This window comes from Pseudoxanthomonas sp. LjRoot206, from assembly GCF_056175725.1.
Map to the genome: position 1 here is coordinate 1 of NZ_JBGFFI010000003.1, position 18809 is coordinate 18809.

Genomic DNA, 18809 nt, shown 5'->3' on the forward strand with positions numbered 1-18809 from the left:
GATCCACCGGTGCACCCTTGGTCACGATAACGCCCTCCCGCGCGAGTCTTCGCCAACGAGACAGCATGAAGGGATGGATGTAAAGCGACTGGGCGACATCGCCGACCCGTACGCCGGGCTGCTGGCTCAAACGCACGGCAGAGGCTTTGAAGGCATCGCTGTAGCGATGGATGGTTCTGGGGCCTGGCTTGGGCATTGGGACACTCCTGAGGGTTAGGTCAAGGTGTCCACTAAACCGTAGGAACTACCCGCCGGAAGGCGGGCTTCTTGTTTTCGAGCTACCGCAGGAATCGCTCAGGCGCGGTGGTAGGGATGGTTGGCCAGCATCGCGGCGGCGCGATAGACCTGCTCGGCCACCACCAGCCGCACCAGCATGTGCGGCAATGTCAGCGGACTAAGCGACCATTTCTCGTGCGCGGCGGCCAGCACGTCCGGCGCATGACCTTCCGGCCCGCCGATCAGCAGGGCGATGTCGCGACCCAGCGTGCGCCAGTGTTCCAGTCGTTGTGCGAGCTGCTCCGACGAATAAGGCTTGCCCGTGACCTCCAGCGCGACGATGTGCGCGCTCTTGGGCAACGCCGCCAGCACGCGCTTGCCTTCGTCCTCGATGGCACGCTGCGGGTCGCGGCCCTTGCCGCGCAGGCCGGGCTCGATCTCGACGAGGTCGAACGGCAGCCAGTGCGACAGGCGCTTCTGGTACTCGGCGAAGCCCTGCGCGACCCAGGTCGGCGCACGCTCGCCGGTGGCGATGAGACGGCATTTCATGACGGCATGATAGCGAGCACTGGCGAAGCCTCGTAAACGACAACGGCGCCCCGAGGGCGCCGTCGCATCGAACGGTGGAATCGACTCAGAGCCGCGATTCGTCCGCCGTCTCGACGTCTTCCGGCGGCTGGTCGCCGACGGTCCACAGGCGCTCCAGCGCATAGAACTCGCGCACGCGCGGCAGCATGACGTGGACGATGACGTCGCCCAGGTCCACCAGTACCCACTCGGCCTCGCGCTCGCCTTCCACGCCCAGCGGCATCACGTCGAGCTTCTTGGCGAACTTCACCACTTCGTCGGCGATCGACTTCACGTGGCGGGTGGAGGTACCCGAGGCGATCACCAGGTAGTCGGCGACGCTGGACTTGCCGCGCACGTCGATCTCGACGACATCCTTGGCTTTCAGCTCCTCGACCGCGGCATGCACGGTGGCAAGCAGGTCCGGCAGGGCCGGGGGCGGGCTGGGGAGGCGGGTCTTGATGACGTGGGCTTGGCTGGACAAAGGCTTGGTGGCTCCGGGAACTCGGTCGCGATTATAGCGGACCGGCGTCGGCGGCCCGTGAGGTGTAGAGCCTTTCGTCGGCGATCGCCTCCGCGACCGCCGGAGGAACCAGCGCGCGCCATGCCTCACCGGCGGCGATGCGACGGCGGATCTCGGTGGCCGACTCCGGCTGGAGCGGCTGGTTCAGCCGGAACAGGCGGCCGGCGGGGGCTTGGTGGAGGTCTTCGGCCCGGTCGGTCCAGCGGCCCTCCAGCCTGGCGCTCAGGTCGGGCGCGAGGCCGTCCTCGAGCCCGCTGCCCGGCCGGTCGGCGACGATGAAATGCGTCAGGTCGAACAGCGTCGACCAGGCCCGCCAGGTCGGCAGGCCCAGCAGGCTGTCGGCGCCGATCAGCAGGGCGATCGGCGCCGTGTCGCCCCGTTCGTCACGCAGCTCCCGCAACGTATCGACCGTGTACGAGCGCCCGGCCGGGTCGCGCGCCGCACGCGCCAGCTCACGCCGGTCCACGCGAAGGCCGCGCTCGGCCCGCACCGCGACATCGAGCAGGTGCGCACGCTGCGCGGCGGTGGCGCCTGGCGCGGCACGGTGTGGCGGATCGGCCGCTGGCATCAGGTTGACGGGAACGCCGAAGGCCTCGTGCGCGGCGCGCGCGATGGCCAGGTGTCCGTTGTGGACGGGATCGAACGTGCCGCCGTAGACGAGGTGCAGCATCGTCCGGTCAGGCCACCAGCAGGCGCACGGCCTTCGCGTCCGCGATGGCCAGCAGCAGCCGTTCCAGTCCGACCCAGGCATCGCCGTCGCCGCGACCCTTGGCGGTGCGGTCGATCTTCGAGGCCTCGGCGACGAAACGGTCCCAGCGCGACGGCGCGGCGTGGCGCTGCAGCGCGCGCTTGAACGGCGCCTGCTTCGCTTCCCAGATGCCCTGCGACTTCATCTCCGCGGCGAGATTGCCGCCGTTGGCCTGCACGCGCGCCAGCGTCGCCGTGCGCAGCAGTTCCTTGACGATCATCGGCATCAGGCCGGCGACCACGTCGCCCTCGGCGCGCAGGCCGGCAAGGATGCGCGACACCTGTGCGCCCTGCCCCGCCAATACCGCATCGGTCAGGCGAAACACGTCGTAGCGCGCCGCGTTGGCGACCAGCGACTCCATGCGCTCGACGTCCAGGACCTGGCCATCGCTGAGCAAGGCCAGCTTGTCGATCTCCTGCGCGGCCGCCAGCAGGTTGCCTTCCACGCGGTCCGCCAGCAGTTGCACGGCATCGCGCTCGGCGCGAAGGCCCTTGCTGCGCAGGCGGCTTTCGATCCAGCCCGGCAGTTCGTGTGGCTTGATGGCCCAGGCCACCGCCAGCACGCCGACCCGGGTTATCGCATCGCTCCACTTGCCCTGGTAGGCCTTGCCCCACTCGCCCGACGTGATCAGCAGCACCACGTCCGGTGGTGGGTTGGCGCAGAACGCGCTGATCACTTCCGCGCCTTCCTTGCCCGGTTTGCCGCCCGGCAGGCGTACTTCCACCAGTCGCTGTGCGCTGAACAGGCTGGGCGCATTGAAGCTCGCTTCCAGCTGCCCCCAATCGAAATCGCGGCCATCGGCATCGAAGACCTCGCGTTCGCCGATTCCTTGCGCACGCGCATGGGCACGCACCGCGTCCGCGGCTTCGAGCACGCGCAGCGGCTCCGGGCCTGCGATCAGGTACACCGGCAGCAGCGGCTCGGACGTGCCGCGCGCCGCCAGCTGTTCCGGCTTGAGTTCCATCAGGGGGCCGCGTTCACCGGGCCCGAGCGCACCACGCCATCGATGCGGCGCAGGATCGACGCGGCCATTTCCCTACGCAGTTCGTCGGCCAGCACTTCGCGCTCGGTGGCGGTACCGGTCGCATCCTGCGGCGGCGACACGTAGTCGCGCGACAGTTCGACCACCTGCTGCGGCACCAGGTCGGTGCCGTCGGCCTTCTTGAACGAGAAGACCACCGCGTAGCGCAGGCTGAATTCCTGGGCGCGCCCGAACTGGTCCACGGCGATGGGGAGGTCGCCCCAGCGCTCGGAGACGACGCGCAGCGTGGCCACCTGCGGGTCGGACGCCGTCGCGCTGTCCTCGTCGCCGATCTGCTCCGCCAGCGTCGCGCCGGCCGCCTGCAGGCCGCGCGACAGGCTGGTCACCAGCGCGCTGTACGACGTCGAGGAGGCCGCCACCCGGACCGGGCCCAGATCGGCCGGCAACGCGATCTTGTTGCGCAGATGGAAGCCGCACCCGGCCAGCAAGGCCAGGGCGAGGACGAGGACGAGGACGGGCAGGCGGAATCGGGTCATGGGCGAAGTCTGGACGAGCCTGTCATGGGCGGCAAGAGCGTAGCCCGACCGCAGGTGAACACCCCGGCAAGGCTCTCGCGTCCGTCATCCCGCCACGATGTTGACGATCTTGCCCGGCACCACGATGACCTTGCGGATCGCCATGCCTTCCAGGAACTTGGCGGTGTTGGGTTCGGCCTTGGCCAGCGCCTCGACGTGGTCCCGCGGCGCGTCCGCGGCCACCTCGATGGTGCCGCGCAGCTTGCCGTTGACCTGCACCGCCAACGTCACCGAGTCGCGCACCAGCGCATCGGCATCGACCTGCGGGAAGGCCACATCCTCGATCAGGACCTCGTCATGTCCCAACGCCTGCCACAAGGCGTGACTGGCGTGCGGGGTGATGGGATTGAGCAGCAGCACCGCCGCTTCCAGCGCTTCCTGGCGCACGGCACGGCCCTGCGCCGACGCATCGTCGAACTTGCCCAACAGGTTGGACAGTTCCATCACCGCGGCGATCGCGGTGTTGAAGCTGTGGCGCTTGCCGTAGTCGTTGCCGACCTTGTCGATGGTCTCGTGGGTCTTGCGGCGCACGGCCTTCTGCTCGGCCGTCAGCGCGGCCACGTCCAGCGCCTGCATGGCGCCGTCGGCGACATGCTTCTGCACCTGCGTCCACAGACGGCGCAGGAAGCGCGCCATGCCTTCGACGCCCGCTTCGTTCCACTCCAGCGACTGCTCCGGCGGCGCGGCGAACATCGAGAACAGGCGCACGGTGTCGGCGCCGAACTTGTCGACCATCGACTGAGGATCGACACCGTTGTTCTTCGACTTCGACATCTTCTCAACCGGGCCGATCTTCACCGGCTGGCCATCGGCCTTCAGCGTGGCGCCGACCACGCGCGCCTTGTCGTCGCGCTGGATCTCGACGTCGACCGGATTGATCCAGTCCTTCGAGCCGTCGGCGTTGTCGCGGTAGAACGTTTCCGCGATCACCATGCCCTGCGTCAGCAGGTTGGTCGCCGGCTCGTCGCTGTCCACCATGCGCGCGTCGCGCAGCAGCTTGTGGTAGAAACGGAAATACATCAGGTGCAGGATCGCGTGCTCGATGCCGCCGATGTACTGGTCGACCGGCAGCCAGTAGTTGCCGCGCTTGTCGACCATGTCCTTCGCGCCCGGCGAGGTGTAGCGCGCGTAGTACCAGCTGGACTCCATGAAGGTGTCGAACGTGTCGGTCTCGCGCTCGGCGGCAGCGCCGCACTGCGGACACTTGGTCTTGCGCCATTCGGGATCGGCCTTGATCGGCGACTTCACGCCGTCCAGGGTGACGTTCTCCGGCAGCACGACGGGCAGGTCCGAATCCGGCACCGGCACCGCGCCGCAGGTATCGCAGTAGATCACCGGGATCGGGCAGCCCCAGTAGCGCTGGCGGCTCACGCCCCAGTCGCGCAGGCGGTAGTTGACCCGACGCTGGCCCTGGCCCTTGCGCTCGAAGCGCTCGGCCAGCGCCTCGAAGGCGCCACGGTAATCCAGTCCGTCGAACTCGCCCGAGTTGACCAGCTCCAGGTCGTCGCGCGTCTTGTCGCCGTACCAGTCGCGCCAGGCGGTGGCGTCGTAGGTCTTTTCGTCGTCGTGCTTCGGCGCCTTCAGTGCGATGACCTGCTGGATCGGCAGCGCATACTTGCTGGCGAACTCGAAGTCGCGCTGGTCGTGGCCGGGCACGGCCATCACCGCGCCGGTGCCGTAGCCCATCAGCACGAAGTTCGCGACCCACACCGGCACCTTGTCGCCGGTGATCGGATGGATGGCGCGCAGGCCGGTGTCCATGCCGCGCTTTTCCTGCGTCTCCAGTTCCGCCTCGGACACGCCGCCGTGCTTCAGCTCTTCCAGGAACGCGGCCAGCGCCGGGTTCGACGCGGCCGCCTTCAGTGCCAGCGGATGCTCGCCGGCGATCGACACGAAGGTCACGCCCATCAGCGTGTCCGGACGCGTGGTGAACACCGTCAGCGGTTCATGGCCCTCGACCGCGAACTGGATTTCCAGGCCTTCCGACCGGCCGATCCAGTTGCGCTGCATGGTCTTGACCGCGTCGGGCCAGCCCGGCAGGTCGTCCAGGCCGTCCAGCAGTTCCTGCGCGTAGTCGGTGATGCGCAGGAACCACTGCGGGATCTCGCGCTTTTCGACCAGCGCGCCGCTGCGCCAGCCGCGGCCGTCGATGACCTGCTCGTTGGCCAGCACGGTCTGGTCGACCGGATCCCAGTTCACCACCGAATTCTTGCGGTAGGCCAGGCCCTTGCGCAGCAGGCGGGTGAACATGCGCTGCTCGTGCACGTAGTAGTCGGGGCGGCAGGTGGCGAACTCGCGCGACCAGTCGATCGCGTAGCCCAGCGACTTCAGCTGGCTGCGCATGTGCTCGATGTTGGCGTAGGTCCACTTGGCCGGCGCGGTCTTGTTCTTGATCGCGGCGTTCTCGGCCGGCAGGCCGAAGGCGTCCCAGCCCATCGGCTGCAGCACGTTGTGCCCGGTCATGCGCTTGTAGCGGCTGATCACGTCGCCGATGGTGTAGTTGCGCACGTGGCCCATGTGCAGCGCGCCGGACGGATACGGCAGCATCGACAGGCAGTAGTACTTGGGCTTGTCCGACTGCTCGTCGACCTCGAAGGCGCGCCGGGCCTCCCAGAAGGACTGGGCCTGGGATTCGACGGTTTTCGGGTCGTAGGAAGCGGGTTCGGCGGCAATGGACATGGCGGTGTGCGGCGACGGCAACGGCAAAGCCGCCAAGGGTACCGCAGCGCACCATGCCTCGCCACGCCAGCGGGTAGCATGGGCGGATCGAAACCGGGGATCCGAGATGACCAAGACCTTGCTTGCCGTTGCCCTGGCCGCTGCCAGCCTGTCCGCCCATGCGGCCGGGCCCGCCGCGCCCTCCACGCTGGCATTGCATTGCGAGCGCCTGTTCGACGCCCGCAGCGGCAAGGTGCTCGGCGAGCACACCGTGCTGGTGCGCGACGGCAGGATCGCCGAGGTCATCCCCGGCCGCGCCAAGCTGGCCGATGCCGAATCCATCGTACTGGCCGACCATACCTGCACGCCCGGCTGGACCGACCTGCACGTTCACCTGGACGGCGAATCCAGCCCTCAGAGCTATTCGGAGGGCTTCCGCCTGGATCCGGTGGACTTCGCCTACCGGTCGGTGGGGTACGCCGAGAAGACGCTGATGGCCGGCTTCACCAGCGTGCGCGATCTCGGCGGCGAGGTGACCCTGCATCTGCGCGATGCGGTGAACCAGGGCGCCGTGAAAGGCCCGCGGATCTTCGCCGCCGGCACCTCGATCGCCACCACCGGCGGTCACGCCGACCCGACCAACGGCTTCAACACCCATCTGGCGCATCTGATGGGCCCGCCTGGCCCCACCGAAGGCGTCATCAACTCCATCGACGACGCCCGCCAGGCCGTGCGCCAGCGCTACAAGGACGGCAGCGACGTCATCAAGATTACCGCCACCGGTGGCGTGCTGAGCTACGCCAAGTCGGGCGATGCCCCGCAGTTCACCGTCGAGGAGGTCAAGGCCATCGTCGATACCGCGCGCGACTACGGGTTCCGCGTCGCCGCGCACGCGCACGGCAAGGAAGGCATGAAGCGCGCCATCCTCGGCGGCGTGACCAGCATCGAGCACGGCACCTACATGGACGACGAAGTGATGCGGCTGATGAAGCAGCACGGCACCTGGTACATACCGACGATCTCGGCCGGCCGTTTCGTCGCCGAGAAGGCGAAGATCGACGGCTACTTCCCTGCCGTCGTGCGCCCGAAGGCCGAGCGCATCGGCGCGCTGATCCAGGAGACCGCCGCCAAGGCGTATCGCAACGGGGTGAAGATGGCCTTCGGCACCGACATGGGCGTGGGTCCGCACGGCGACAACGCGCGCGAGTTCCTCTACATGGTGGAAGCCGGCATTCCCGCCAACGTCGCCCTGCAGGCGGCGACCATCCGCGCCGCCGAGGTGCTGGGCGTGGACGACCAGGGCGTGATCGAAGCGGGCAAGCGCGCCGACATCGTGGCCGTGCCGGGCGACCCGGTCGCCGACATCAATGCGGTGCTGAAGGTCGACTTCGTGATGAAGGACGGCAAGGTCTACCGCCAGCCACGGTCCGACAGCACGTCGCCCTGAGGCAGCACCCGCGCAGCGTCAGTCGGCGTTGCGCGGGCGCGCCCCGCGCGACGCGACGCACAGCCAGGCCAGCCAACCGAGGTAGCCGATGCGCTGCGCGATGCCCGCCGGCATCAGCTCCACCGCCAGCAGCGCGACGAACAGCACCAGCAGCGCGATCGCGACGCTGGTGCGCGCCAGCGTCCGCCACGGCGCACGTCCGCGCAGGCCGAGCGCGATCAGCAGCGCGCCCGGCACGAACGCCACCCACCACAGCATCCACGCGGTCGCATGCAGGCTGCTGGCCGGATTGTCCAGGTCCTCGGGATCGAGCGGCAGCAGTCCCATCGCGGCAAACCCCAGCGCGGACAGCAGGGCCAGCTGCGCCCCCACGCGCAGCGTCCAGCCCGCATCGCCCGGCAGGCGTCGCCGCAGGTCCAGCGCGACCACGGCCGCCAGCACACCGGCCAGGACGAAACCCAGCAGGTTGAAGCCCAGCGCGTTCGGCACACCCTTCGCTCCCAGCACCGCGACGGGATGCGCCAGCTGCGAATAGCCGGACAAGGCCAGGCCGAAGCCGACCAACGCGGCAACAAACACCAGCACGGCGGCGGGGCCGGCCAACGACGACATCCGCTTCATGCGTGGCGATCCAGGCGTGCGACGCTCACCTCAGTCCTGCTCCCACCCGGTCGCACTGCCCTGCGCCTCGGCCTGGTTGCCCTGCAGGTAGTCGCGCGCCAGCGACGCGGTGCGCACCAGCATGGTGTTGTCGGCGGCACCGAACGTCCACGCGCCGGCCATGCCTTTCGCATGCTGGTAGAACTCCGGCGTCGCGATCACGTCGCCCGTCGCCGCGTCGGTCAGCGTCAGCTTGACCAGCAACTGCGAACTGCCGGCGAACGCACCGGCCCAGAACCGCTTGCCGCCGCTGATGAAGCGGATCTTCTCGATCCGCGGCTCGATCACCAGCGTGCGTGCCCGCGTGCGCTTGGGGGGTGCCGCGTTCTGTTCGGCGACCCACGCGCCGACCCGCTCGTCGAGGTTGCGCTGGAAGGCGACCAGGGCTTCCTTGTTGGCCGGATGCTCCGCGTAGTCGGGCGCCAGCGTCGCCGGCTTCAGCTCGTAGCGGTCGAACTGCCCGAGTGCTTCGGCCGGCGGCGGATTGGTGGTCGAGGACGCACGGATCTCGTCCTTCGCCCAGGCCGTCCCGACCGCGGCGAACGCCAGCACGAGTCCCAACACGATGCGTCGCATGCCCATGGTTCCTGCCCTTCCGTCGATGGCGCGCTGCGCCGGGACCGCGACCCTAGCAGACCCGCATGGCGGCCGCGCTATGCCGGGTCGTCCCAGCGGAACACCGCCTCGATTCCCACGCCGAACGCGCGTGCGATGCGGAACGCCAGTTCAAGCGACGGCGCATAGCGCCCCGCTTCCAGCGCGATGATGGTCTGCCGCGTCACCCCGCAGGCATCGGCCAGCGCCTGCTGGGTCATCTCGCCGCGCTCGAAGCGCAGGCGGCGGATATCGTTGGCGATCGGCGTACCGGTCATCGGCGGTCGCGCCAGTACAGCACCGCGGTCGCCGCGTATTCGCACAGCCAGCCCCACATCAGCGCGAACACCAGCAGGTTGGCGATCATGAAATGCGTGGCCCACGCCAGCCGGTCGGCCGGCGAGAACGCCAGCATCCCCGCCAGCCCGATCACGACGAAGGTCAGACCCCCGCGCCCCCAACCCGCGGCCTGCTTCTCGATCTCGCGGTCGCGCTCGTCCTCCTGTACCCGCCCCTTCCAGCGTGAGCCGAGCACGCCGTTGAGCACGGTCCAGGCGACCAGCAGCAGTACCAGGTTGCGGCCCACCGCACGCGCGCCATGGTTGTCCCACGCCGGACCGTCGGCGAACACGTGCGCCTTGGCGAGGAAGTAGCCGGTCGCCGCCACCATGAAGGCCACGCCGACCCAGGCCTTCCACTCGCCCGGCGACAGGCCGCGCTCCGCTTCGCCGGCCGGCGCCTGCGAGACCGCGAACATCGACACCCAGGCCACCGTCACCAGCAGGGCCGTGCCCCACTTGCCAAGGTCCACGCCGAACAGGACGTCCGGCCCCGCCAGCAGCGCCCAGAAGGCGAGCATCGCGCCGACCAGCAGAAGCCACCACCTCACTCGTCCCAACGTCATGGCGTCACCCTCACCCGACAATATGTAATGTTTAGATTACATTTCGTCGCACTGATGTCAAATCTTTTTTACATCTCCTTGTATCATGCCGGCCGCGTCACCATCTGACCGCCACGCCCCACCGCCAAGAGTGACCCGATGAGCGACCTGCCCCACGTGTTCGATGCCACCACCGAGACCTTCGAAGCCGAGGTGCTGCGAAAGTCGCTGGAGGTCCCGGTGCTGGTCGACTTCTGGGCCACCTGGTGCGGACCGTGCAAGACGCTGGGGCCGATCCTCGAGAAGCTGGCCGGCGAGTACAACGGCGCCTTCGTGCTGGCCAAGGTCGACGTCGACAAGGAGCAGCAGATCGCGGCCGCGTTCCAGATCCGCTCGGTGCCCACTGTGTTCCTGGTCAAGGACGGGCAGATCGTCGACGGCTTCCCCGGCGCGCTGCCGGAAGGCCAGTTGCGCGAGTTCCTGGCGTCGCATGGCGTGCAGCCGGCGGACGCCGCGGACGCCGCCGCCGAGGAAGTGCCGCTCGATCCGCAGGCACAGGTCGCCGCCCTGCGCGACGCCATCGCGGCCGAACCGGACAAGGACGAGTTGAAGCTGGACCTCGTGCTCGCGCTGCTGAAGACCGGCGAGGCCGGCGAAGCCGAACGCCTGCTCGACGCCCTGCCCGCCAACCTCGCCACCGACGACCGCGCGGTCAAGGCGCGTGCCCGACTGGGCTTCGCGGCCGCGCTCAAGGACGCGCCGGCGCCGGACGCACTCCGCGCCGCCGTCGCCACGAATGCGGACGACCTGCGCGCCCGCCACCTGTTGGGCGTGCACGCGCTGATCGCCGGCGATTCCGGGGCGGCGCTGGAGCAGTTCCTGGAGATGCTCAAGCGCGACCGCGCGTTCGAGGACGGTCTGGCGCGCAAGAGCCTGATCGACGCGTTCCGGGTGATCGAGGACGACGCACTGGTCAGCCAGTACCGCAGGAAGATGTCCTCGCTGCTGTTCTGATCCCCGACACACTTCACTCCATTACCGAATACAGCAGTCCAGCATGAAACCAGGCACCCTGCGGCACATCTTCAACGTGTGGCCGCCCTTCCTGTTGAGCGGCATCCACGTCACCGAGATGGCCCAGGACTGGACCTTCGCGCGCGTGGAGCTGCGCATGCGTCCCTGGAACCGCAACTACGTCGGTACCCATTTCGGCGGCAGCCTGTTCGCGATGACCGACCCGTTCTGGATGATCCTGGCCAAGGAGCGCCTGGGCGGCGACTACTACGTCTGGGACAAGGCCGCCGAGATCGAGTTCGTGAAGCCCGGCAAGGGCACGCTGCACGCCGAGTTCCGTCTGGACGAGCGCGTGCTCGAGGAGATCCGCGCCGAGGCCGCCAACGGCGAGAAGCACCTGCGCTGGATGCCGGCGGATGTGTTCAACGCGCAAAACGAAGTGGTCGCCCGCGTGCGCAAGCAGATCTACGTGCGGCTGAAGCCCGAGGCACGGCAGGCGCGCTGATCACGGCGCAGGCAGGTCAGTCCCGTCTGCAGGCGCAGGCAGCGTGAAAACACTGCCCTGCGCATGGCTGAACAGATCGATCTCCAACCCACCGCCTCCGGTACCGACGCGGATCCTGCGCCCCTCCGGATGCGCACGCAGCCATTCGCCGAGCCGCTCCCCAAGCGGGCGCGCATCGTTGCGTTGCGCGCGCAACGCCCGCCAGGCCGACACGGCACGCAACCGGGCCTCCGCGTCCTGGAAGCGCTCCGCATAGCCCGCCAGGGAAGGCGCGGCGATGTTGTCGAGAATGCAGCCGATCGCGTTCGCGAGGCAGGAGAACGTCCACCCTCCGGACAAAGGTGCATGCTTGCCGAGCGGCGCATCCGCCCTTAGGAGCGCATCGGCCCGCGGACCGCAGAACCAGGCATGGCGACGTGCGCCGCGCGCCATCGTCTTGCCCTGATCGAGGAAGAGGTCCGTCATGAACCTGCGATGCCATCGCTCTTCGCCCACGTTCAACGCGCGGAATCCCTCAGTCAAATAGCGCCCCTCGCCGATCATGGTGGGGCAGATGCCGGCGACCATCGCGCCATCCGCGTCGAACGCCGTCGCGCATTCGTCCGGCAACGGGTGATCGGCGGGAAGCTCCGCCAGCATGTCGACGAACAGCCGCGCCGACGTATCCATCAGCGCCGTCCCCACCACACCGCCTACCAGCATGTCGCCACTGGCCACCAGCTTGCGGGCAATCGACGCGTTTCTGCAGACGCCACGCAGGCCCTCCTCGCGATCTCCACGCGCAAACGCGTAGGCATGCAGCGTCTGCGTCTGGAACAGCGGGTTGTAGGCAGGCAGCGGCGTGTCCGGCCGTGCAGGAAATGGACTGCGGAAATAATCATGGTGGTCCAGTGCAGCGACCCGCGCCGCGACCGTCTGCCGGATCGCAACAGCCGGCGCAAGGGCGTCCATGCGAGCGCGGACATGCCGCAGGCACCGCGTCTCCCGGCCGCTGCAGAGCACATCGTCATCCGCCCCGGGATCGATCCGGGGATACGCATCGAGCGCGGCAGCGTGGGACGGTTCCGCGCCTGCTCCAGGCAGTATCGGCCGCGACCGGAAACCCTCGACCTCCAGGACCAGCAGGCGCTCGGCCTCCGCCACCGGAACGTCGTGCCGCAATGACCACAGCGCCGCATACCCGTTGCGGCCTTCCATCGGCCGGGACGCCTCGATCAAGGTCAGCGCCTCGGCATCTTCGCGAGGCACCGGCATCAGCCTGCTCGCCGTGTACAGCGCCACCAGCAGCACCGCCAGACCGAAGGCCAGCAGCCCGAACCACTTGAAGAAACCGCCCATTGCGCCCTCCCCCTGCAACAGCGTCCTGCCGACGACTATATAGCTGCGACTGCGCGGCGGCCTACAATATCGCCATGCCCCCCGACCATCCCGCGCACCGCGTTTCGGTGCAGAAGCTCTTCATCACCGGCCTGCTGACCCTGCTGCCGATCTGGCTGACCTGGGTCGTCATCAAGTTCGTGTTCGTGCTGCTGTCCGACATCAGCAAGCCATGGGTGGAACCGCTGTCGCACGAGATCGCAGCGACGTTCCCGCAATCGCTGGGCTGGTTCAACGGCCTGTGGGTGCAGAACACCATCGCGATGGTCGCCACGCTGTTCGTCATCGTCGCCGTCGGCGCGCTGACCCGGCGCGTGATCGGGCAGCGGCTGCTGCGCTGGTTCGAGGCGCTGATCGCGCGCGTGCCGCTGGCGAACGTCATCTACACCAGCGCGCGCAAGCTGCTGGACATGCTGGAGACCAAGCCCGGCAGCACGCAGCGCGTGGTGCTGATCGACTTCCCGCACCGGGACATGAAATCTGTCGGGCTGGTGACGCGGGTGATCCGCGAGGAAGGCAGCGGCCGTGAACTGGCCGCCGTCTACGTACCCACCACGCCCAACCCGACCTCGGGCTATTTGGAAATCGTGCCGGTCGAACTGCTCACGCCGACCGACTGGACGGTGGACCAGGCGATGAGCTTCATCATTTCCGGCGGCGCCGTCGCGCCGGAGACCATGCCGTTCACCCGCGCCGGAGAACGCTGAGCGATGCACACGCCGCGCACGCTGGACGACCGTGCGGTCCGCCTCTTCATCGTGCTGGCGGCGGTGTTCTGCGCCAACGCGGTGCTGGCCGAGTTCATCGGCGTCAAGATCTTCGCGCTGGAAGACACGCTGGGCATCGCGCCGCTGGAATGGAACCTGTTCGGCCAGACCGGCTCGCTCAGTTTCACCGCCGGCACGTTGCTGTGGCCCTTCGTCTTCGTCCTGACCGACACGATCAACGAGTTCTTCGGCAAGCGCGGCGTGCGCTTCATCTCGTGGCTGGCGGTGGCGCTGATCGTCTACGGATTCCTGTTCGCCTTCGCGGCGATCGCCCTGGCGCCGGCCGGCTGGTGGGTGGAGGCCGCGCAGGCGCAGGGCGTACCGGACTACCAGAAGGCCTTCGCCGCCATCTTCGGCCAGGGCATGTGGACGATTGCCGGCTCGGTGGTCGCCTTCCTCGTCGGACAACTGATCGACGTATCGGTGTTCCACCGCATCCGCAACGCCACCGGCGAGCGCTGGGTATGGCTGCGGGCGACCGGCTCGACCGCGGTCTCGCAGCTGGTGGACAGCTTCGTGGTGATCTACATCGCCTTCGTGCTGGGGCCGCAGCAGTGGCCGACGTCGCTGTTCCTGGCGGTCAGCACGGTCAACTACGCCTACAAGATGCTGGCGGCGATCGCCCTGATCCCGCTGCTTTACCTGATGCGGCACGCCATCCGCCGCTACCTGGGCCACGAACGGGAGCGGCAGCTGCGCGACGAGGCGGCGATCGACTGACGCCGTGCGCCACGCTGGCGCGGGCATCGGAGATCACGATGAAAGCGATCTGGCTACTGGGAGTCCTGCTGATGACGACAGGCGAGGCGAGCGCCACCACGCGCGAGTCCACCATCGACGCGTGGATGCACGACTACGCCGGCGACGCGCCCGGCGCCTCGGTGCTGGTGCTGAAGGACGGCGCGCCGGCCTTCCGGCGCAGCTATGGCATGGCCGACGTGGACGCTGGCAGGCCGGCATCCCCGACGACCAACTACCGCCTGGCATCGATCAGCAAGCAGTTCACGGCCGCCAGCATCCTGCTGCTCGCCGAGGACGGCGCGCTGTCGATCGATGACCCGGTGCGGCGCTGGTTGCCTTCGTTGCCGGCCGCCACTGATCGCGTCACGCTTCGTCACCTGCTCAGCCATACCTCGGGCCTGGTCGACTACGAAGACCTGATGCCTCCCGACCAGACGTCGCAGGTGCATGACGCCGACGTCCTGCGCCTGCTCGAACACGAAGATCGCCTGTATTTTCCCGCCGGCAGCGACTACCGCTACAGCAACAGCGGCTACGCGCTGCTGGCGCTGGTGGTCGAACGCGCCTCCGGCCAACGCTATGCGACGTTCGTGCAGGACAGGATCTTCACCCCGCTGGGCATGACCGCGACACGGGCACGCGAAGACGACGGTCCGCCGGTGACGGATCGCGCCTACGGTTACAGCCGGATCGATGGCCACTGGCAGCGCACCGACCAGAGCAGGACCAGTGCGGTGCTCGGCGATGGCGGCATCTATTCCTCGCTGGAGGACCTGGCGCGCTGGGACGCGGCGCTGTACGACGACCGGCTGCTGTCCGCGGACTCGCGCGCGCAGGCCTTCGCGCCGTACACCGCGACACCGGAACCGGACGTCGCGCATTACGGCTTCGGCTGGCGCCTGCAGGGCGGCATGCAGTGGCATTCCGGCGAAAGCATCGGTTTCCGCAACGTGCTGCTGCGGTTCCCGGCCCAGCGCCTGACGGTGGTCGTGCTGAGCAATCGCAACGGTCCCGAGCCTTACGCGCTGGCCCGCCGCATTGCCCGCCTGTGGGACAGAGAGCCGTAAGCGCGCCTACGGCTAATTGTTATGTGACGGGAAAACGCACGGTAACCGGACAGTGCGACCATCCGACCCGCTTATAATTGTGACCGATTCAACACTTTGTACCGACAGGCGCGGGAGCGGCGATGCAGAAGCGGGCAACCCAATGGACGGGATGGCAGGTCTGGGCGGCGGTCATGCTGTTGCTGGCCTCATGGTCCGTGCAGGCACAGGAGTGGGTCTACCGCGTGCGGCCTGGCGACACCCTGTGGGACGTGACCGGCGCCTACCTCAAGCCGTCGATTCCGTGGCAGCGACTGCAGGAACACAACCGCATCGCCAATCCCTACCAGCTTCCGCCCGGCAGCACGCTGCGCATCCCGCTGCAGTGGCTGGACCGGCAGCCGGCGAACGCCAGGGTCGTCGCCCTGCAGGGGGATGCCACGGCCCGATCCGCCACCGGGCGCGATGCGCCGGTGACCGCCGGCATGTCGCTGGCCAGCGGCGCGCGACTGAAGACCTCGCCCGATGCCTCGCTCAGCCTGCAGTTCGCCGACGGTTCGCGCCTGCTGCTGCTCGGCGACAGCGAGTTGCTGCTGGACCGGCTGACCCGGTTCGGCCGCTCGGGCATGGCCGATACGCGGCTGCGCCTGCAGCGGGGACGGATCGGCAACGACGTGCGGCGACTACGCGGCCCGGCGGCGAATTTCATCGTCGATACGCCGACCGCCTCGTCCGCGGTGCGCGGGACGAAGTTCCGTGTCGAAGCGGGCGATGCGCACTCGCAGACCGAGGTGCTGGAAGGGCACGTGGCGGTGGCTGCGCCACGCCAGCGCGGCGCGGTGCTGCGTCCGGGCTTCGGCGCCGTGGTCGCGGCAGGAGGGACGGCCGTCTCTCCGGTCCGGCTGCTGCCGGCACCCGACTTGTCGCGTATTCCGGCGCTGTCGCAAAGCAGCCGGCCCGACCTGGCCTGGCCCGCCATCGAGGCTGCGCACCGGTACCGTATCCAGGTCAGCGCGCAGCGCGCGTTCGACGCCCTGCGCGTGGATGCGGAAAGCGATGCGCCACGCTACACCTTGCCGGCGCTGGAAGCGGGACATTACTTCCTGCGCGTGCGCGCGATCGCGGCCAGCGGGCTGGAAGGGCGCGACGCCGTCACCGAATTGCGGATCGACGACCAGCCCGCGCCGCCTTACGCCATCGCCCCCGCTGCCGCCAGCATCGTGCGCACGCCGGAGGTCGCGCTGAGCTGGACCCAGGCCCCCGGTGCAACGGCCTACGACTACGAAGTCACCACCGACGCCGCACGGGCGGTCGCCCATTCCCGCGTCGACGGCGCGACCACCGCACGCCTGCATGAGCCCCTGCCGCCCGGCGACTACCGCTGGCGCATCCGCAGCGTGGATGGCGCCGGCAAGACCGGCCCCTTCAGCGACCACCTGGCGTTCACCGTGCGCCCGCTGGCGGAAGTCACCGAGATCGACGGCTCGGCCGCCGCATCCAGCGGCACGCGCGAGGTCACGTTCCGGTGGCCGGCAGGCCAGCCCGGTCAGCGTTACCGTTTCCAGATGTCGCGCACGCCGGACTTCGGCGCGCCGCAGATCGACCAGGTCGTCGACCAGGCCGAGATCACCCTGCCCCGGCTACGCGCCGGCACCTGGTACCTGCGCGCCCAGACCATCGATCTGGACGGCTTCGAGGGCCCGTTTCCGGCCCCGCAGGTGATCGACGTCCCATGCCGCTGGTGCAGGATTGGCGCCGGAGCCGGGGCATTGCTCATACTGCTGGCCCTGTGAGCACCACCCCGCCAGTGCCGAAATGGAAGCCCCGCCTGCTGACGGCGGTCGGCGCGGCTGCGCTGGCGATCCTGGTCACCCTCTCCGGCGCAACCGCCGCACTCGATGCCTGGGTCTACGACCGGCTGGTGCTGGGCGCCGCGCCGGAGGCGGATCCGCGCATCGTGGTGGTCGACATCGATCAGAAGAGCCTGGCCGAACTAGGACGCTGGCCGTGGTCGCGCCGCACCCACGCGCAACTGGTCGACCGCCTGCGCCTGACCGAGGTGAAAGGCATCGCCTTCAACGTGCTGTTGTCGGAACCCGCCCTGTTCGACCCGGAAGGCGATGCGCTGCTGGCCCGCGCCATCAGCCGCAGCGGCCGGGTGGTGCTGCCGGTCCTGGCGGAACCGGTGCAGCTCAACAGTTCGACCGTCGAACTGATGCCCATCCCAGAATTCGCCGCGTCGGCCGCCTCGCTGGGGCACGCCGAAATGGCGCTGGACGACGACGGCGTGGCGCGCAGCGCCTACCTGCGCGCCGGCCTGGGTTCGCCGCACTGGCCGGCGCTGGCGCTGGCATTGCTGCAGTTGGACCAGCCCGCCGGCGCGAATGCGGAATTGCCGGGGCGTCGCCTGGTGACCACGGAACTGGATCCGGTGTCGCCGTACGACTGGGTCCGCGACCATGAAGTGCGCGTGCCGTTCACGTCACCACCGAACGCGTTCCGCCATGTGTCGTACACCGATGTGCTCAACCAGCGCATCCCGGCCTCGCTGTTGCGCGGCAACTGGATCCTGGTCGGCGTCAGCGCGACCGGCATGGGTCCGCTGGCACGCGCGCCGGGCCAGCCCCCGACCGCCAGCATGAGCGGCACGGACTATCAGGCCAACCTGCTGAACATGCTGGTCAAGCGCGCTGCCATCACCCCGCTGTCGGAAGGTTGGCAGGCGGTGCTCGCGGCGACGCTCGCTGCAGTGCCGCTGCTGCTGTCCCTGCTGCCCGGCCTGCGCCGCATCTGGCGTCCGACCGTGCTGACGATGGCCGGCGCATTGCTGTTGTCGGTGCTGCTGCTGCGCTACGGCCATGTCTGGTGGTCGCCGGTGCCGGCGCTCCTCGTGCTGGCACTGGGGGCGTCGCTTTGGGTGTACCGGCTGCTGCGGCGTACGCATCGGCAGGCACAGTCCGACGCGCTCACCGGGCTGGCCAACCGCAGCCGCTTCGACCACGCGCTGGACCAGGAACTGCGTATCGCGCGTCGCAGTGGCCAGCCGCTGTCGCTGCTGGTGATGGACATCGACCACTTCAAGCAGCTCAACGATACCCAGGGCCATGCCGCCGGCGACGCCGCGTTGAAAGCGCTCGGCCGCATCCTGCGCAGCCGCGCACGTCGTCCGCGCGACCTGGTCGCGCGCCTCGGCGGCGACGAATTCGCGGTGCTGCTGCCTGAAACGTCAGCGCAGGCCGCAGCGACCATCGCGACGACGATCCACGTCGACCTCGCCCAGCACGGACGCAAGCCGCACGGTGCAAACACCGGTGCGCCGCCGCCCTTCACCGCCAGTGTCGGCATCCACACCTACCTGGCCGGCGACGACGCGGGCCCCGAAGACGTGTTCGACCGCGCCGACGCCGCGCTCTACCGCGCCAAGCAGGCAGGCCGCAATCGCAGTTTCAGCCATACCGGCGAACACGAACCGGTCGGTACGTCCGCACACCGCACGTGATGCCACG

General features: G+C 68.8%; 20 protein-coding genes. 8 read left to right on the forward strand and 12 right to left on the reverse strand.

The features are described from left to right. The 7 genes from AC04MD_RS09180 to leuS all read right to left on the reverse strand — a co-directional run. Positions 1–196, reverse strand: a 196-nt coding sequence (locus tag AC04MD_RS09180) for a transposase (protein ID WP_475496988.1), incomplete at its 3' end; no start/stop codon positions are given. Between the two features lie 98 nt (positions 197–294). Continuing rightward, complete coding sequence (gene rlmH / locus AC04MD_RS09185; RefSeq protein WP_475496989.1) at positions 295–765, reverse strand: 23S rRNA (pseudouridine(1915)-N(3))-methyltransferase RlmH; 471 nt, start codon at positions 763–765, stop codon at positions 295–297. Between the two features lie 85 nt (positions 766–850). Then, complete coding sequence (gene rsfS / locus AC04MD_RS09190; RefSeq protein WP_475496990.1) at positions 851–1267, reverse strand: ribosome silencing factor; 417 nt, start codon at positions 1265–1267, stop codon at positions 851–853. 31 nt (positions 1268–1298) lie between these two features. Beyond that, positions 1299–1976 carry a nicotinate-nucleotide adenylyltransferase gene (nadD, locus tag AC04MD_RS09195; protein WP_475496991.1) on the reverse strand — a complete coding sequence of 226 codons (678 nt, stop codon included), beginning with the start codon at positions 1974–1976 and terminating at the stop codon, positions 1299–1301. Between the two features lie 7 nt (positions 1977–1983). Next, on the reverse strand, positions 1984–3018 hold the full coding sequence (holA, locus tag AC04MD_RS09200) for a DNA polymerase III subunit delta (RefSeq protein ID WP_475496992.1): 1035 nt from the start codon (positions 3016–3018) through the stop codon (positions 1984–1986). Further along, a complete protein-coding gene (locus AC04MD_RS09205) occupies positions 3018–3572 on the reverse strand; it encodes an LPS-assembly lipoprotein LptE (protein ID WP_475496993.1) in 555 nt (184 codons plus the stop codon). Before AC04MD_RS09205 ends, holA begins: the two co-directional genes overlap by 1 nt. A gap of 84 nt (positions 3573–3656) precedes the next feature. Continuing rightward, on the reverse strand, positions 3657–6290 hold the full coding sequence (gene leuS / locus AC04MD_RS09210) for a leucine--tRNA ligase (protein ID WP_475496994.1): 2634 nt from the start codon (positions 6288–6290) through the stop codon (positions 3657–3659). A gap of 106 nt (positions 6291–6396) precedes the next feature. Between leuS and AC04MD_RS09215 the strand changes: the two genes are divergently transcribed. Next, the gene (locus AC04MD_RS09215) at positions 6397–7716 is read left to right on the forward strand and encodes a metal-dependent hydrolase family protein (RefSeq protein ID WP_475496995.1); all 1320 of its coding nucleotides are present in this window, start codon (positions 6397–6399) and stop codon (positions 7714–7716) included. Between the two features lie 18 nt (positions 7717–7734). Here AC04MD_RS09215 and AC04MD_RS09220 read toward each other — a convergent pair whose 3' ends face one another. The 4 genes from AC04MD_RS09220 to AC04MD_RS09235 all read right to left on the reverse strand — a co-directional run bounded on the left by AC04MD_RS09220 (position 7735) and on the right by AC04MD_RS09235 (position 9874). Continuing rightward, positions 7735–8337 carry a DUF998 domain-containing protein gene (locus AC04MD_RS09220; protein WP_475496996.1) on the reverse strand — a complete coding sequence of 201 codons (603 nt, stop codon included), beginning with the start codon at positions 8335–8337 and terminating at the stop codon, positions 7735–7737. A 30-nt stretch (positions 8338–8367) separates the two neighbouring features. Next, complete coding sequence (locus AC04MD_RS09225; protein ID WP_475496997.1) at positions 8368–8952, reverse strand: hypothetical protein; 585 nt, start codon at positions 8950–8952, stop codon at positions 8368–8370. A 77-nt stretch (positions 8953–9029) separates the two neighbouring features. Continuing rightward, positions 9030–9248, reverse strand: a complete 219-nt coding sequence (locus AC04MD_RS09230) for a helix-turn-helix transcriptional regulator (RefSeq protein ID WP_475496998.1) — start codon at positions 9246–9248, stop codon at positions 9030–9032. Next, positions 9245–9874, reverse strand: a complete 630-nt coding sequence (locus AC04MD_RS09235; RefSeq protein ID WP_475496999.1) for a hypothetical protein — start codon at positions 9872–9874, stop codon at positions 9245–9247. Before AC04MD_RS09235 ends, AC04MD_RS09230 begins: the two co-directional genes overlap by 4 nt. 138 nt (positions 9875–10012) lie before the next feature. Between AC04MD_RS09235 and trxA the strand changes: the two genes are divergently transcribed. Together trxA and AC04MD_RS09245 are read left to right on the forward strand one after the other, a co-directional pair. Further along, positions 10013–10867 (forward strand): thioredoxin, encoded by an 855-nt coding sequence (gene trxA / locus AC04MD_RS09240; RefSeq protein WP_475497000.1) that lies wholly within the window; start codon positions 10013–10015, stop codon positions 10865–10867. A gap of 43 nt (positions 10868–10910) precedes the next feature. Beyond that, positions 10911–11372: a DUF4442 domain-containing protein gene (locus tag AC04MD_RS09245; RefSeq protein WP_475497001.1), complete on the forward strand. Its 462-nt coding sequence runs from the start codon at positions 10911–10913 to the stop codon at positions 11370–11372. On the opposite strand, the gene AC04MD_RS09250 is transcribed toward AC04MD_RS09245, so the two are convergent. Continuing rightward, the gene (locus tag AC04MD_RS09250) at positions 11373–12710 is read right to left on the reverse strand and encodes a hypothetical protein (protein ID WP_475497002.1); all 1338 of its coding nucleotides are present in this window, start codon (positions 12708–12710) and stop codon (positions 11373–11375) included. A gap of 74 nt (positions 12711–12784) precedes the next feature. Here AC04MD_RS09250 and AC04MD_RS09255 point away from each other — a divergent pair, with 74 nt between their 5' ends. The 5 genes from AC04MD_RS09255 (at position 12785) to AC04MD_RS09275 (ending at position 18802) form a co-directional block, all read left to right on the forward strand. Further along, complete coding sequence (locus AC04MD_RS09255) at positions 12785–13456, forward strand: DUF502 domain-containing protein (RefSeq protein ID WP_475497003.1); 672 nt, start codon at positions 12785–12787, stop codon at positions 13454–13456. A 3-nt stretch (positions 13457–13459) separates the two neighbouring features. Continuing rightward, on the forward strand, positions 13460–14236 hold the full coding sequence (locus tag AC04MD_RS09260) for a queuosine precursor transporter (RefSeq protein WP_475497004.1): 777 nt from the start codon (positions 13460–13462) through the stop codon (positions 14234–14236). 38 nt (positions 14237–14274) lie between these two features. Continuing rightward, a complete protein-coding gene (locus tag AC04MD_RS09265; RefSeq protein WP_475497005.1) occupies positions 14275–15324 on the forward strand; it encodes a serine hydrolase domain-containing protein in 1050 nt (349 codons plus the stop codon). A 122-nt stretch (positions 15325–15446) separates the two neighbouring features. Next, on the forward strand, positions 15447–17096 hold the full coding sequence (locus tag AC04MD_RS09270) for a FecR domain-containing protein (protein ID WP_475497006.1): 1650 nt from the start codon (positions 15447–15449) through the stop codon (positions 17094–17096). Next, the gene (locus tag AC04MD_RS09275; protein WP_475497007.1) at positions 17093–18802 is read left to right on the forward strand and encodes a CHASE2 domain-containing protein; all 1710 of its coding nucleotides are present in this window, start codon (positions 17093–17095) and stop codon (positions 18800–18802) included. Before AC04MD_RS09270 ends, AC04MD_RS09275 begins: the two co-directional genes overlap by 4 nt. The last annotated feature ends 7 nt before the right edge of the window (positions 18803–18809 follow it).